The organism is Nocardia miyunensis NBRC 108239 (assembly GCF_001613065.1).
Lineage (GTDB): Bacteria > Actinomycetota > Actinomycetes > Mycobacteriales > Mycobacteriaceae > Nocardia > Nocardia miyunensis.
The window spans coordinates 1-15067 of the sequence record NZ_BDBQ01000058.1 but is presented as its reverse complement, the minus strand read 5'-3'; the positions used below and the strand labels follow the sequence as shown (position 1 = coordinate 15067).

At 64.9% G+C, this 15067-nt stretch carries 15 protein-coding genes; 7 read left to right on the top strand and 8 right to left on the bottom strand.

All coding sequences use genetic code 11. From position 1 onward, the window contains the following. Positions 1–135 precede the first annotated feature (135 nt). Both ggh and NM2_RS25235 read left to right on the top strand, forming a co-directional pair. Positions 136–1470, top strand: a complete 1335-nt coding sequence (gene ggh, locus NM2_RS25240; RefSeq protein WP_067673619.1) for a glucosylglycerate hydrolase — start codon at positions 136–138, stop codon at positions 1468–1470. Between the two features lie 83 nt (positions 1471–1553). Further along, positions 1554–2312 (top strand): glycoside hydrolase family 25 protein, encoded by a 759-nt coding sequence (locus NM2_RS25235; RefSeq protein ID WP_067673524.1) that lies wholly within the window; start codon positions 1554–1556, stop codon positions 2310–2312. A 370-nt stretch (positions 2313–2682) separates the two neighbouring features. Here NM2_RS25235 and NM2_RS25230 read toward each other — a convergent pair whose 3' ends face one another. Both NM2_RS25230 and NM2_RS25225 read right to left on the bottom strand, forming a co-directional pair. Beyond that, positions 2683–3381: an amino acid ABC transporter ATP-binding protein gene (locus tag NM2_RS25230; RefSeq protein ID WP_245718215.1), complete on the bottom strand. Its 699-nt coding sequence runs from the start codon at positions 3379–3381 to the stop codon at positions 2683–2685. A gap of 169 nt (positions 3382–3550) precedes the next feature. Beyond that, complete coding sequence (locus NM2_RS25225) at positions 3551–5359, bottom strand: ABC transporter substrate-binding protein/permease (protein WP_067673523.1); 1809 nt, start codon at positions 5357–5359, stop codon at positions 3551–3553. Between the two features lie 320 nt (positions 5360–5679). On the opposite strand from NM2_RS25225, the gene NM2_RS25220 reads away from it, so the two are divergent. Together NM2_RS25220 and NM2_RS25215 are read left to right on the top strand one after the other, a co-directional pair. Further along, complete coding sequence (locus NM2_RS25220) at positions 5680–6531, top strand: alpha/beta fold hydrolase (protein ID WP_067673522.1); 852 nt, start codon at positions 5680–5682, stop codon at positions 6529–6531. After that, positions 6524–7093: a TetR/AcrR family transcriptional regulator gene (locus NM2_RS25215; protein ID WP_067673518.1), complete on the top strand. Its 570-nt coding sequence runs from the start codon at positions 6524–6526 to the stop codon at positions 7091–7093. Before NM2_RS25220 ends, NM2_RS25215 begins: the two co-directional genes overlap by 8 nt. Before the next feature lie 163 nt (positions 7094–7256). Here NM2_RS25215 and NM2_RS25210 read toward each other — a convergent pair whose 3' ends face one another. Further along, the gene (locus NM2_RS25210; RefSeq protein ID WP_067673516.1) at positions 7257–7679 is read right to left on the bottom strand and encodes a nitroreductase family deazaflavin-dependent oxidoreductase; all 423 of its coding nucleotides are present in this window, start codon (positions 7677–7679) and stop codon (positions 7257–7259) included. Positions 7680–7782: 103 nt separating this feature from the next. Between NM2_RS25210 and NM2_RS25205 the strand changes: the two genes are divergently transcribed. Then, positions 7783–8715, top strand: a complete 933-nt coding sequence (locus NM2_RS25205) for an AraC family transcriptional regulator (RefSeq protein ID WP_067673511.1) — start codon at positions 7783–7785, stop codon at positions 8713–8715. A gap of 514 nt (positions 8716–9229) precedes the next feature. Here NM2_RS25205 and NM2_RS25200 read toward each other — a convergent pair. The 3 genes from NM2_RS25200 to NM2_RS49325 form a co-directional block, all read right to left on the bottom strand. Continuing rightward, complete coding sequence (locus NM2_RS25200) at positions 9230–9433, bottom strand: hypothetical protein (protein WP_067673509.1); 204 nt, start codon at positions 9431–9433, stop codon at positions 9230–9232. A 319-nt stretch (positions 9434–9752) separates the two neighbouring features. After that, positions 9753–10091: a hypothetical protein gene (locus tag NM2_RS25195; RefSeq protein ID WP_067673507.1), complete on the bottom strand. Its 339-nt coding sequence runs from the start codon at positions 10089–10091 to the stop codon at positions 9753–9755. A gap of 41 nt (positions 10092–10132) precedes the next feature. Beyond that, positions 10133–10315 (bottom strand): hypothetical protein, encoded by a 183-nt coding sequence (locus NM2_RS49325; RefSeq protein WP_157121301.1) that lies wholly within the window; start codon positions 10313–10315, stop codon positions 10133–10135. A gap of 174 nt (positions 10316–10489) precedes the next feature. Here NM2_RS49325 and NM2_RS25190 point away from each other — a divergent pair, with 174 nt between their 5' ends. Together NM2_RS25190 and NM2_RS25185 are read left to right on the top strand one after the other, a co-directional pair. Beyond that, positions 10490–11383, top strand: a complete 894-nt coding sequence (locus tag NM2_RS25190) for a helix-turn-helix domain-containing protein (protein WP_067673505.1) — start codon at positions 10490–10492, stop codon at positions 11381–11383. Then, positions 11383–11580 carry a DUF397 domain-containing protein gene (locus tag NM2_RS25185; protein ID WP_067673503.1) on the top strand — a complete coding sequence of 66 codons (198 nt, stop codon included), beginning with the start codon at positions 11383–11385 and terminating at the stop codon, positions 11578–11580. Before NM2_RS25190 ends, NM2_RS25185 begins: the two co-directional genes overlap by 1 nt. A gap of 74 nt (positions 11581–11654) precedes the next feature. Here the strand turns inward: NM2_RS25185 and NM2_RS25180 are convergent, their stop codons facing one another. Then, the gene (locus NM2_RS25180) at positions 11655–13298 is read right to left on the bottom strand and encodes a flavin-containing monooxygenase (protein WP_067673501.1); all 1644 of its coding nucleotides are present in this window, start codon (positions 13296–13298) and stop codon (positions 11655–11657) included. A 109-nt stretch (positions 13299–13407) separates the two neighbouring features. Continuing rightward, positions 13408–14652 carry a cytochrome P450 family protein gene (locus NM2_RS25175; RefSeq protein WP_067673497.1) on the bottom strand — a complete coding sequence of 415 codons (1245 nt, stop codon included), beginning with the start codon at positions 14650–14652 and terminating at the stop codon, positions 13408–13410. Between the last annotated feature and the right edge of the window lie 415 nt (positions 14653–15067).

Genomic DNA, 15067 nt, shown 5'->3' with positions numbered 1-15067 from the left:
ATCGCATTCACCATCGCAACTCACGAACCGAGGCACAGGGTGAGCATCGCCGACCACGAGCCGCTGACGGACCGGCCACAGCACAGCCGGGGTGCGCAACGCGCGTATCTGAAGGTGTCGTCGCAGAATGGGGGGATGAACGGGCCCGGTTTCACCCCCACACAGCTGGCAGCCCGAGCCGCGTACCTGTTACGCGGCAACGATCTGGGGACGATGACCAGCGCCGCGCCCCGGCTCTATCCACATATGTGGAGCTGGGATGCGGCGTTCGTCACGGTCGGCCTCGCCCCGCTGAGTGTGGAGCGCGCCGTGGTCGAACTCGACACCCTGCTGTCGGCGCAGTGGAAGAACGGCATGATCCCGCACATCGTGTTCGCCAACGGTGTGGACGGATACTTCCCGGGCCCCGCGCGCTGGGAGTGCCGAAAGCTCGCGGCCAACGCCCCCGACGGACCGGACACCTCCGGCATCACCCAGCCGCCGGTGCACGCCATCGCGGTGCAGCGCATCCTGGATCATTCGCGCCGCCACGGCCGCAGCACCCGCGCGGTCGCCGAGGAATTCCTCGACCGGCGCTGGACGGACCTGATGCGCTGGCACCGCTGGCTGGCGCATTCCCGCGACCCCAAACAGAACGGGCGCATCACGATCTATCACGGCTGGGAGTCCGGAATGGACAATTCCCCGCGCTGGGATCGCGCCTACGAGAACGTCGTCCCGGGCGACCTGCCGCCCTACGAGCGTGCGGACAACACGCTGGTGGATCCGGCCCAGCGCCCCACCGACCGGGAATACGACCGGTATCTGTGGCTGGTCGAGCAGATGCGCCGATGTGGATACGACGATTTTCAACTGGCATCGTCGATGAGTTTCGCTGTGGAGGATGTGTTCGTCACCTCGATCTTCGTCCTGGCCTGTGAGGTTCTCGCCTCGATCGGCGAGGATTACCGGCTGCCCCGCGCCGATGTGCGCGAGCTCTACGAATGGGCCGCCTACTTCCGCGCGGGCGTGATCGCGACGACCGATCCGCGTTCGGGCGCCGCGCGCGACTACGACCTGCGGCTGGGCTCCTGGATCAGCACGGACACGCTGGCCATGTTCTCGCCGCTGCTGTGCGGTGGACTGCCCCGCGAGGCCGAACGCAACCTGCTGCGCATCTTCGAGGGACCGCGCTATTGCGGACATCCGGATCTGCGCTACGCCCTGCCGCCGTCCACCTCGCCGGTCTCCAAGGATTTCCGCCGAACCGAATATTGGCGCGGTCCGGTCTGGCCGGTGATGAGCTGGCTGTTCTCCTGGGTCTTCGCCCGCCGGGGCTGGGCCGAGCGGTCGTTCATGCTGCGCGCGGAGGGGCTGCGCCAAGCCGCGGACGGCAGTTTCGCCGAGTACTACGACCCGTTCAGCGGCGCGCCGCTGGGCAGTATGCAGCAGTCCTGGACAGCGGCCTCGGTACTGGACTGGCTGGGCTGAACAGCACATCTCGAGCTATCGACTGTCACAGAACTCGGTCACGACTCTGGTCAGGGCAGCAACATTTGCTTACTCTCTTGACCATGTATCGACGCATCACGGCTCGTTCCCATGTACGTCGCGCACTTGTATCGCTGTCGGCAGTTGCGGCCGTTGGCATACTTTCGGCAACCGGTCCGGCAACCGCCGCGCCCACCGGCCCGGACGTCTCATCGTGGCAGCACGTGGACGGACGCCTGATCAATTGGTTCGCCGTGCGAGGCGCGGGCCACAGCTTCGCCATGCTCAAGGCAACCGAGGGGCTGAGCTACGTCAACCCCTACTTCGTCCCGGACAGCTTGCTGATGCGGGCGGCCGGAGTCGCCCGCGGCACGTACCACTACGCTCGCCCCAACCTCCCGCCCGAACCGCAGGCCGCGCTCTACGCCTCGGTGGTCCTGGGCCAGAACGGCACGCTCGACCTGCCGCCTGTGCTGGATATCGAGACTTCCGGCGGACTGGCCCCGGCCGGACTCATCAATTGGACGCAGCGCTACCTCAATACGGTTCAGTCACTCACCGGCCGCGTACCGATCATCTACACCTACCCCCGCTTCTGGCGCACAGCGATGGCGAATACGAGCCAGTTCACCCGCTACCCCCTGTGGATCGCCGACTACAGCGGCAAACCCCAACCCGACGTCCCCGGTAACTGGCCCACCTGGACCTTCTGGCAGACAACGGATTCCGGCAGGATCCCCGGCATCGCCGGCGGCACCGACCTCAATGTCTACAGTGGCGCCCAGGGCGATTTCGGCCGCTACGCCAACGCCCCCTCATCCGGGAGTAGCGGCGGTAACTGAACCCCGGCGCATCGACCACCATCACCAACCCGAGTTCCACCCAACCCCGGACAACGCCGACTCCAAAGCCCGCGGCCCGGCTCGGTTCCGGCTGCCGGAGCGGGGAGCGCAGCCACTGAGCCGTGGAGGAGGCCGGGGACAACGCCAATTCCAAGGCCGCGGCCCGGGTCGATGCCGAACCAACCGAATCAGGGCCACCGAACCGCAACGTCACCTGAGTTCCGCCCACCCCCGATAACGCCGACCTCGAGGCCGCGGCCCGGGTCGATTCTGGACTGACCGGAGCGGAGGAGCGAAGCGGGGGAGCGGAGGGAGGGAAGAATCGGCCCTCAGGGGCCGCGGCCCCGCCGGAGCGAAGCGGAGGCAGAGATTACAGCACCTGGGACAGGAATTGGCGCAGGCGCGGAGTCTGAGCGTCGTCGAAAATATGGTCGGGGGAACCGGATTCGACGAGCTGGCCTTGATCCATGAACATGACGCTGTCGGAAACCGAACGGGCGAAACCCATTTCGTGCGTGACGACGATCATCGTCATACCGCCCGAGGCCAGATCCGCCATGAGCGCCAGGACGCCCTTGACCAGTTCCGGGTCCAGGGCGGAGGTGGCCTCGTCGAACAGCATGAGTTCCGGTTTCATCGCCAGGGCCCGGGCGATGGCGACGCGTTGTTGTTGTCCGCCCGACAGATTCGCCGGGCGGGTGTGGGCGCGAGCGACCAGCCCGACGGTCTCGAGTTGGTCCATGGCGACCGCGCGGGCGGCGTCCCGGGACAGTCCGCGCAACTTGCGCGGTCCCAGCGCGACGTTGTCCAGCACGCTCATGTGCGGGAACAGGTTGAAGTGCTGGAACACCATGCCGATGCGCTGGCGCAGCCGGTCCGGATCCTCACGAAGCACCGAGGCGCCGTCGATCAGGACATCGCCCGAATCGGGTTCGTGCAGCCGGTTCAGCACGCGCAGCAGGGTGGATTTACCCGAGCCCGAGGGGCCGATCACGGTGGTGGTCTTCCCGGCATCGACGTGGATGTCGACCCCGCGCAGCACGTGATTGCCGCCCAGGGTCAGGTGCAGGCCGGTCCCGGTGAGCGATGAGCTGGTCCGCGATTCGCCCGCGGCCGCACTGCCCGCGTCGGGCTGCTCGCCGCCCACACGCTCGGTCTCGTTGTCGCTCACGCCGTTTCCCTCCTTTTCACCCATGTCCTCGCCTTCCTTCGTCACTCACGCTGCGCCCCTCGGCATCTCATGCTCCGTGTCCTTGCGTGGCCACGGATTCTCCGGCCGGTTCCACGGGGCCGTCCACTTTTTCGGCCCGGCCGGTACGCAGCCGACGGTCGATGTAGTTGACCAGATGCGTCAGCGGAATCGTGAGCAGCAGATACACCAGTCCCGCGGCGACCAGCGGGGACAGGTTGCCCGTCTGGGCATTGAGATCCCTTCCGACCGCGAACAATTCACGCTGCGTGGCGAGCAGGCCGAGGAAATAGATCAGCGAGGAATCCTTGATCAACGAGATGAACTGGTTCATCAACGCGGGCAGCACTCTCCGCACACCCTGTGGAATGACGACCAGCGTCATCGATTGCCGGTACCCGAATCCGATGGCCCGCGCGGCTTCCAACTGCCCGGCCTCCACGGACTGGATACCGGACCGGAAGATCTCACCGATATACGCCGAGGCCAGCAGCGCCAATGCGACCGCGCCGAGCCAGTAAGGATTGCCGCCGGTCAGATTCTTCACCACGGGACCGACGCCCAGGCCGATGACGAGGATGATCACCACGGCGGGAAGGCCACGGAAGATATCGGTGTAAATCCTTGCGGGCCAACGCAACCAGCGCGTCCGGGAGATACCCGCGACCGCAAGCAGCATACCGATGATCGTGCCGAGCACACCCGAAACCAACGCCAGGATCAGCGTATTCGGCAAACCGGTCTCGAGCAGGTCCGGAAACGCCTTGCGATACAACGACCAGTTGAAGAACGTATCGCCCAACTGCCGCAACGTCGATTTCGGCGCGGCCTGCGTGGTCTTCGACGTGTGATGTTCCGCGGCGATCTTCGCGAAATCCGGCACCTGCGGCGCCGGGGCCGCCTTCGAGCCCGGCTTCCACCCCGGCGGGAACTGCCGCGGCTCCCAGTTCGAGTACAGCTCGGCGTAGGTGCCGTCCGCGATGACCGCGTCGAGTCCGGAGTTCAGCGCATCGATCAGCGGCTGATTCCCTTGCCGCACAGCCCATGCCGTGAAATTGTCCAGGCTGAACGTATTCTGCACGATCGAGGTCGAGTCCCCCGGCTTCACCGCGCCCGTGGCCTGCGCCGAAGGGGCCACCCACGCATCGATCTGCCCGGTCTTCAGATTCGCGTACGCGGTGTTGTAGTCCGGGAATTTCACCGGGTCCAGATGCAGCGTGTTCACCACGTACTCGTCCTGCACCGTGCCCTGCACGACGCCGATCCGAACTCCGGGATGCAGGTCCGAGAATCCGTGCAGCGCAGTGCCGTTCGGGACGACGAGCGAGAAATATCCGAAGTCGTAACCGTTGGTGAAGTCCACCAGCTTGCGACGCTCGTCCGTGGTGGTGATACTCGACGACCCGACATCGAAACGCCGGTTCGCCACCTGCGCGAGCAGACCCGAGAATTCCGTACCCGAGAACTGCACGCGCAGACCGAGTTTCGCGGCGATCGCCTTCAACAGCTCGTTGTCGAATCCGGTGAACTGCCCCTTGGAGTCCACGCAGATACTCGGCGGCGCATCGGACAGCGTGCCCACGCTCAGCACACCCGGCGACAGCAGACCCAACTTGGTGACGTCGATCTGATCGAGAGGTGTGGTCGTCTGGGTCGTGAAGCGATCGACCCCCGCGGACGCGCCCGTCGCCAGATTCGTCGGCGCGGCGGACGCGGACGCCTGCCCCGGCGGCGAGCACAGGTCACGAGCAGCCGAAGAATTGCCGCCATTCGATCCGCAACCGGCCACGACCAGCACGGCAACCAGGGACAGCACCGTGACCAGCGCGCGAACTATCGAACGGGGCAAACGGACCATAGCCGGACACACTAGCCGGGTCCCCGGCGCGGACGGGCGTAACGGTCGCTGATCGTCGGGCACGGCAGCCATCATCCGGTCGCAACCCGCCGCACCGGAACCCCTGCGATCACCCTGATTCGAGCGGCCGGGCAACTTCCCCCGCATCCCAATGAACAACGGCCGCACCGCGAAACCGGAGATGAGCCACGCAACCCGCCATTTGCGAACCGCTCGAAAGCCTGGTCACCAACCGGATGCGAGCAGCCAGTTGACACCTTCGGCTAATTGGATTAGCTTTATGGCTATCAGCTTTAGCTACTCGCTCCACAGGAGTTGACATGACCGAGTACCTGACCATCGACGGTGGACGGATCGCCTACGACGTGACCGGCGAGGGACCGCTGATCGTCCTGTCCCACGGGATGGGCGATCACCGCAATGCCTTCCGTCACCTCGCCCCGCTGCTGGTCGCGGCGGGTTACCGCGTCGCGAAGGCGGATATGCGCGGGCACGGCGAATCGAGCATGAACTGGACCTCGCACGATGGCAGCGAGGCCATCTCCCGCACCGACGTCGCGGGCGATCTGCTCGCGCTCGTGCGCCACCTGGGCGGCCCCGCGGTCATCATCGGACATTCGCTCTCCGGCGGCGCGGCCACCATCGCCGCAGCTCAGGCCCCCGAACTGGTCAGCGCCGTCATCGAGCTCGGCCCGTTCACCAAGAACCAGACCTTCCCGCTGGGCAAACTGTTCACCGTCGGGCGCTACCGGCGCGGCGCGCTCCGGCTGATCGGCACGCAGCTGTTCAAGAGCCTCGGCGTGTGGATGAGTTACCTGGACGTCGCCTACCCGATAAAGCCGTCCGACCACGCCGAGGCCATGGCCGCGCTCGAGGCGAAACTTCGCGAGCCCGGCCGTTTCGCGGACTTCATGAAGACCGGCAAGTCCACCCCCGCCGACGCGCACGCGCAACTGCCGAATATCTCCTGCCCCGCGCTGATCGTCATGGGCAGCGAGGATCCGGACTGGGCCGATCCGAAGGCCGAGGCCGACGCGGTCGTCGCCCTCATGCCCGCCGGGCTCGGCCAGGTCGCCGTGCTCGAGGGTTCCGGCCACTACCCGCACGCCGATTCCGCCGAACGGGTCGCCGAGCTGACCCTGAAATTCCTTGCCGGACAACAGCATGCCTAGGGCCGGACTGAGCCGGGCCGAGGTCGTGCGCGCCGGCGCGGAACTGGCCGACGAGATCGGATTCGCCAACCTGAGCATGGGTTCGCTCGCCGAAAAGCTCAGTGTGCGAACGCCTTCGCTCTACAAGCACGTGGCGAGCCTGGCGGAACTCCAGCACGACATCGCGGCTTCGGCCATGGCCCAGGCCGACACCCTCATTCGCGATGCGATGCACGGCCTTTCGGGCGCCGACGCGTTGCGCGCATTCGCCCACGCCTTCGGCGATTACGTGGCCGCGCACCCCGGCCGCTACGCGGCGATCAACGCCGCCGGTTTCACCGGCCCGGACGATCCGCTGCTGGAATCCAGTGGGCGCGTGATCGATTCGATCGCGGCGATCCTGCGCGGCTACGGAATTCCCGACGCGGATATGGATCACGCCGTCCGTACCCTGCGCTGCGCCTTCCACGGATTCGCCACGCTACAGGCATCGGGCGGCTTCCACTGGACCGGCGATCCGCAGGACAGCTACGAGTGGATGATCAGCTTCATCGATCGCGGGCTCCGCAGCACGGACGAATAACGCCGCTCGAGTCGTCGTACGCAGGTAGTCGGCCCCGCGATCGCGAAAATCCCTGCAATGCAAGGTGACTGCTGTCGATTTGGCCGCCTGTCACGCTATCGACGGAACTCACCGAGCCGTCGACGGCACGTGGGCAGGTCAGCACGTCAGCACGGATATGCGATCAGACGCGTACCAGTTCGATGACCGGAATGGTACGGCTGGTCTTGCTCTGGTAATCCGCGAACTGCGGCTGCACGGCGGACATTTTGGCGTAGTACTCGTCACGCTCCGCGCCCTGGAGAACCTTCGCGGTCACCGGGAAGGTCTCCGTGCCGACCTCCACCTTCGTCTCCGGGTTGGCCACGAGATTGTGATACCAGGCCGGATTCTCGTCGGAGCCGCCCTTGCTGGCGTAGATGAACAGCCGCTCGCCCTCGGCGAAGTACACCAGCGGCGCGACCCGCTCGATGCCGGACTTCGCGCCGACGTGGTGCACCAGGATCAGCGGCGCGTCCGCGAAGATGCCGGATCCCTTGCCCTCGTTGGTGCGGAACTCATCGATGACCTTGCGGTTCATCTCGTGGAAATCGATAGCCTCTGTCATAGCACCAACCATATGGGCGAGAGCTGATACGGACGATGACCGAAACAGCCGAGAAGATAGCTGTTTGTTTCATCTCCAACCGAGCATCGGTACTGTCGGATATATGGATCTACTGGCCGACGTCCTCACCGTCGCCGGAGTGCGCGGCGCCCTCGGCGCGCGGATCGAGGCCGCCGAGACCTGGAAGATCTGCTGGCCGCACATCGGCCGAGCCGTGTTCTACGCCGTCACGGCGGGTACGGCCTGGCTGCGTGTCCCCGGTCTCGAGGCCGAGCAGTTGATGCCGGGTGACGTCGTGCTGCTGCCGACCGGAACCGAACACACCTTGGGAAGCGATGTGGAGACCGTCGCGTATTCCTGCGATATCGCGACGGCGGAAAGGGCCCGCGCCGAGGCGAGCTTGCTGCGCTTCGGCGAGGGCGAGATCCGCACCCACATCCTGGGCGCCTCCTACGAGTACGACCCGGTGGTGTCCACCCAGGTCCTGGCCGCACTGCCGGAGATGGTGCACATCCGGGCGGACAACGGCGGCACCTGCCTGGACGACACCGTGCGCCTGCTCGCCCGCGAGCTGGCGACTCCGCAGATCGCCACCGCGGTGGTGCTCAACCGCCTGGTCGACATTCTGCTCATCCAACTCCTGCGAGTCTGGTTGTGCCGAGAACCGGTGCAGGAGAAGGGTTCCTGGCTCGGTGTGCTGAGCGACCCGCTGGTGAGCGTCGCGATGACGAAACTCCACCAGGACCCGGCCAGAGCCTGGACAACGGACCTGCTCGCGACCGAACTGGCGGTGTCGCGCACGACGCTCGCCCGCCGCTTCCGCACCGTAGCGGGCGAGACCCCCGGCAGCTACCTGACTCGCTGGCGAATGGACCTCGCCGCGATCCGCCTCCGCGACACCGACGACACCCTCGAGGTCATCGCCCGCGCGGTCGGCTACACCTCGGTACCAGCGTTCAGCCGCGCATTCCGCCGAGACCGCGGGCAGGCGCCCGGAACCTACCGCCATGCGATCCGCGCGCAAAGCAACATCTGATGAAATCTCCCTGCCAGCCGAAAACCCCAACTAGCAAAGCAACACTCGCCCAATACCATTCGTGCACGGGTGAGGTCCAGCTTCCCAGTGCCTACCGCCAGCGATCGACGCAAAGCAAGGCCTGATGAACCGCCCGGGCCCACGGTCGGCGGGCAAGGCAGCTCGTCGGTGAGCGACCGGAGACGTAGAACCACCACGACTCTGACAGCCGACCGGATCTTCATCACCGGTATGCGCGACCAGCGACACGCCATCTGCCCGTCCCACTTCGTCGAGCGCGGTGGCATGAAGCGCATCCGCGGTCCGGAGTTCGTGAATTGCACAGCCGCACATGTCATCCGCGTGCGGGGCATTGTTGACCATCCCGTAGAGCGGACTGTCGGCAGCAATGTGGTCGTTCTTCGCGCATTTCCGGCGCGATCACGAAGACGCGCCATGCGGATTGTCCGGGCCGGCATCAGATTGGACTGATGCCGGCCGACGATTGGTGGAAAAAATGTCCGTGCCGGTCTGGTCAGGTGCCGAGCCAGTGGGCGATTTCGTCGAGAGTCTCTGCCTCGTAGAGCAATTCGCCGTCGATGGCGTCGAGTAGGCGCCATTCGGCGGATGACCATCGGTCGCAGTCGAGCAGATATCCCGCTCGTTCGGCGCGGGCGCTCACTTCGCGTATTTGTGCCGAGGACGGTTCGGCGGAATTCGAGTCCATGGTCAGGCCCATTGTCGATAGTGTCGCGAGGAATCCGGGGTTATCCGGCCCTCGGCTACCAGCATTGCCAAGGCGACGCGCTTTCTGGCGCAGTCGTGTTCGCGATGGAGCTGCATCGCGCGGTGAGCTTCGGCGAGAGTAAGCGGGCGGCCCGGGAGCTCACAGCTCCAGTGCGCGGGCCAAACTACTTGTGCACCGCGGGTGGGGTCGCGGACGGGTCTGCGGCGGCGTTCGGAGTCCGGCCATGCGCAAGCAACCGCGAGCAGTGCCGCCACGCTGGCCGCGATCACCGTGACCACGCTCGATATCGCATCCCATGCGGTCACGTCGTTCACCCCCGGCCACCGGAACGCAGCTCGGCCGCCAGCTTGTCCATGGCGTCCAGGACCTGTCGGAAGGTCTGCGGCGCAGGGGGATCGGCGGGCGTTGCGGAGCGAGCTGCCGGAAATTTGATGCCGCGTGCATGGGCGCGCTGACGCGGACTGAATTGTGGCGCGACGATACAGCCGTGCCGCACGAGCGTTCCATAGGCGACCCATTTCCATGCGCACTGATCCATTCGGCACATGTGATGTTGCTGCATGAGCCGATGCGCCAATTCCGGCTCGGCACGGTCGCACACCCCCGACGGAATCACCAGATCGTCCCCACTTCCTGTGTAATACAACATTTTTCGCATTCCTCGCGCGGTACAGAATTTGCCGGAGTAATTCAGGCGTCCAGTCGTCCATGGCCGGACCTGTTGGCCGCCAACGCGTCTCGTTCCAGTCGAGTGATCTCATAACGCCCCCTGCGCGCCCCGGTGACGATAAAATCGCGCTCGAACAGGCCACAACTCAGCACCCGCAGCACCCGGGCCTGTGCGATCGAGAGACATCCACGCTGTCGAACCATGCGGCAATGGTGCGTCACCCGAACAGCGTTGCGACAGTTACGAACACAGGCCTGAAACAACACGTCCGTACCACCAGAATCCGGTCCGATCTCCCCTAGAATAAGGTCCGAATCGGACCGGATTCTGGTCCGAATCGGACGTTGCGTTTCGGACCGAGGAGGGAAGGGGAACTCATGACGAAGGACGATCAGCCCGGTTCGACACTTCCGCGCCGCCAATTGGGCCGCGCACTTCGGGACGCCCGCGAAGGGGCCGGGTTCACTTTGGAACGTTCCGCCCAACTCATGGAGATGGGCAAAACTTCACTCGGCCGAATTGAAAAGGGGCAGAACGACAAAGTCCGATTGAGAGATATCGAGACACTCGGGGAGCTGTACGGCTTGGCCGCTGAGCGGGTGGAGGAGTTGAAAGCCCTTGCGCAGCAGATGGCTACGAAGTCGTGGTGGCAGGCGTCGCGGCACTTGTTGTTTCCCGGATACAACACCTATCTGGGTTTGGAGGCCGGGGCGTCACGGCTGTCGTTCTATCAGCCGCTCCTCGTCCCAGGTCTGGTGCAGACTCTGAGTTACGCGAAATCCATTGAGCGAAACTATCTTCCGAATGAGACACCCGATGACATCCAGCGGCGCGTAGACCTTCGAATCCGCAGGGCTGCGATTCTCACTCGGCACCGCAGTCCGGTTACCGCGGAGTTCATAATCCATGAATCCGTCTTCCATACTGTGGTCGGATCACCAGCAGTTATGGCCGCACAGGCGCGACATGTCGCAGATATGGGTACCCGCCCCAATGTCAGTGTGCGCATCCTGTCGTTGTCGGCCAGCCTCCCCCCTGAAGGCGTAGGTGTGCCGCCGTACATCATGCTCGATTTCCCAGCCGACAGTCGTGGATTCACGGCGGAGCCGCCGATCGTCTACACGGAAGGTGCGATCGGCACAATGTTTTTCGAAGAAAGCGACGACGTGAAACGCTATCGAGAGATCCATGAGGCCATCAAGAGCGCCGCGTTGGAGGAAAAACCGTCGAGAGATCTGCTCAGGCAGGTAGCAAGGAGACACGAACAGTGATGATCAATCTGACCGACGCACAGTGGTTCAAATCAAGCATGAGCACTGCCAAAGAAGCTTGCGTCGAGGTCGCCTGGCTCGCCGCCGGACACGTCGGCGTCCGCGACTCCAAAAACCCCGACGGCCCAGCACTCATCTTCACTCCCGACGAATGGACAGCCTTCACCTCCGACATCCGACACGGCGAATTCGACTGATTCCCAAGGGAATCAGTGATGATCACCGCACCCGACGCACCGACGATCGGCCCCCGGCACCGGCGGCGCCTCGGTCACTGCGTCAGAGTGAAACCGTCGTAATCGTCGGCGGCGACCTGGTCGCATTTTTGGCGATATGCTCCGACGCCGCCGATGTACGCGTACATCACCCTCGGCTTGCCGGGCACATTCGACCCCACGTACCAGGAGTCCACCTTCGGATAAAGCGTCATGTTGCCGACCTCGTCGACGTGCCGAGTCCATTCCTGCTCCGCGGCGACCTCGGCCTCCATGGTCGTGACGGCATTGGACCGCATCGTATCGATCGCGTCCGCCACCCAGTCGACGTGCTGCTCGATGGACACCATCATGTTCGACAGGACCGACGGGCTACCCGGGCCGGTGAGCGTGAACAGGTTCGGGAAGCCCGCCACGGCGAGACCGAGGTAGGTGACGGGCCCGGCGGCCCACTTCTCCCGTAGCGACGCACCACCCCGGCCGCGAATGTCGATCGCGTCCAGCGCACCGGTCATCGCGTCGTATCCGGTGGCGTAGATGATGTCGTCGAACTCGAAACTCTCCTGGGCCGTCTCGAGTCCGGACACGGTGACCTGGGTGAGCGGGTTCGCGGAGACGTCCACGAGCCGGACATTGGGACGATTGAAGGTCTCGTAATAGTTCGTCCCCAGGACCGGGCGCTTGACGCCGAAGAGCCCGGCGGGCTGAAGCAGACGGGCGACAGCCGGATCCGTCACGATCTCGGCGATGCGGTCGCGGATGAACTGGGCAGCGGTCTCGTTGGCGGCCTCGTCGGCGAGTAGGTCCGTGAATCCGACCAGCATGCTTACCAGTTCGCTGTTTTTGTCGTTCCATACCCTGTGGTAGAAGGCATTTCGTTCCTCCTCGCTCACCTCGAGCGCCCCCTTGGTGGCCTCGGGTTGCGCGATGCCGAACGACGATTCCCGGTTGGCCTTGCGCACTTCGCGGTAGCGCGACTTGATCCCGTGTTGGAATTCGGGATCGATCGGGTGATTGCCGGCGGGAAGAACATAGTTCGCGGTCCGCTGGAACACGGTGAGCGTCTCGGCCGCTTCGGCGACGAGCGGAATGACCTGTACCCCAGAGGAACCGGTGCCGATCACCGCGACCCGTCGGCCGGTGAAGTCCACCTCCTGCTCGGGCCATTCGCCGGTGTGGAAGCTGCGACCCCGGAACGTGTCGATGCCCGGAACTTCCACCATTTTCGGCACCGACAGACAGCCTGTCGCCATGATCGCGAACCGCGCCGAGACGACCTCGCCCCGATCGGTCGTGATCCGCCACCGCGCGGCGGACTCGTCGTAGACCGCGGCGGTGACCCGGGTCCGCAACTGCACGTCCTTACGCAGATCGAAACGATCCGCGACGTGGTTGATGTAGCGGAGCAACTCCGGCTGCGGCGGCAACTTCTCCGTCCACTCCCACTCCTGCTCGAGCTCCGGGTCGAAGGAGTAGTTGTAGTACATGCTCTTCACGTCGACGCGGGCGCCCGGATAGCGGTTCCAGTACCACGTGCCGCCGAGTCCGTCGCCCGCTTCGTACACCTGCACCGAGAGTCCGAGTTCGCGCAACTTGTGCAGCATGTGGAGACCGGCGAATCCGGCTCCGACGACGACTGCGTCGATCTCGCGAGCCCCCTGCCCGGTCGAGAATGTGGAGTGCTCCGAGGTCGTTGTCATCGTGGGATCCGCCTTTCGATGAGTCACCGTGGGACACCTTGCAGATTATCGGAACATCCTTGCGCGCGTTGGTCTTCCGCACAGGACCCCGCCGCCGTCGCCTCGACCGTCAGGCGAGACGCATTGGCGGGCAAGCCGGAAACCGAACCGGCAGCGTCGCCAATGCACGGTGGAACTGCCCCGGCCGCCAATCCAGTTGCTGCACAGGAACTTGCGGACGGATATCCGGCAGGGCATCGAGCAGCAGGTCGATGCCCTGCGAGGCGATCGCCAGGCCGAGCGGCTGAGCCGGGCAGGCGTGCGGACCGGCCCCCCACGCCAGGTGCGACCGGTTGCCTTTGCGGTCACCGCCCACGACGGGATCGTTGTTGCACGCGGCCAAGCTGATGACCACCGGTTGATCAGCCGGCAGCCACATTTCGCCGACGAGTTGCGGCTGTACGGGGTAGCTCACGCACCAGTTCGCCAGCGGCGGGTCCTCGAACAGCACGGCATCGATGGCGTCCCGGGTAGCCATGGCGCCGCTGAGGACCTCACCGCCGTATTGCTCGTCGGACATCAACAGCAGCAATGCGTTGAGGATGAGATTGCAGAGTGGCTCGGTGCCCATCGAGAACAGCAGTGCCGCCTGATTCACCATCTCCATGAGGTCGAGCCCGTCCGGATGCTTCAGCAGCTCCGAGGTCAGATCGCCGCCCGGCTCGGCCTGCTTCTGCTGGACGACTCCGATCAGAGCCTCGACGAAACGCTGCTGCCCCTCCTCGGCGCCTACTCCCTCGAGCATCGCGGCCATCCCCTGGTAAGCCTCGGCCGCGGCGTCTTCGGGAAAACCCATCAGTTCACTCAGGACCCGGAAGGTCAGCGGAAACGCGTAGTCCGTCCGCAGGTCGGCGGTACCGCGTTCGCAGAAGCTGTTGATCAGCGCCTCGGCGGCCCGCGTGACCGCGTCGTGTACCTTGTGCAGGTCGACGGTCTCCAACGCCGCGGTGATGGTGCGCCGGTAACGCTTGTGTTCCGCACCCGCGGTTCGCAGCGCATTCTGGCGATAGCCCAGCATCGGGATCAGCGGACAGCCCGGTGCGGCGTTCTTCTCCCATCGGCGGGAATCGGCGGGGAAATGAACCTCGTCGTTGAGGATTTGCACGGCCACCTGGTAGCCGATCACGAGCGTCGCCGGAACATCCGCGGCAAGCTCGATCGGTACCAACGGGCCGTGACGTCGCATGCCTTCATAGACGTGGTGCGGATCGGCTGCGAACGAGGGGGCATCCAGCCGAACATGTGAGCCGGCGGATACCGGGGACCCGTACGCGATCGGCGATTCGCCCTGCGAATCCGGATCTGTGTTGCTCAACGGATGATCCTCGCGCGCGGTGCCGCGTTGTGTCCTTTTCTGCCTGCTGCGGGACGGCCTGACATTCGTTGTGTGGGCACGCTAGGGAACCCTACCGGAAATCGTTGCAGTCCAACATCTTTAGCGAAACCAGCACAGTAACTTGTTGCTTGCATATAGCTGTCGGCGAGTCCGTGCGCATCGTCCCGCGAATCGAAGGATCGAGATCCAGCGACGACATTCGGTTCTCTGCCAGGCGCGATTCGCATTGTGGTCATGAACCCGCCGACCACACGATCGGACGCTCACCGGTTGGGCACTCCCCCGCTGACTGACCAGGCGACCACGTGGCTACAACTGGAGCCCGTCGAGAGGAGATTGCCAGCACATGCCGGAGTTATGCCGAATGGGCGCCTGCGCGGCAGCCGAGTGCCCC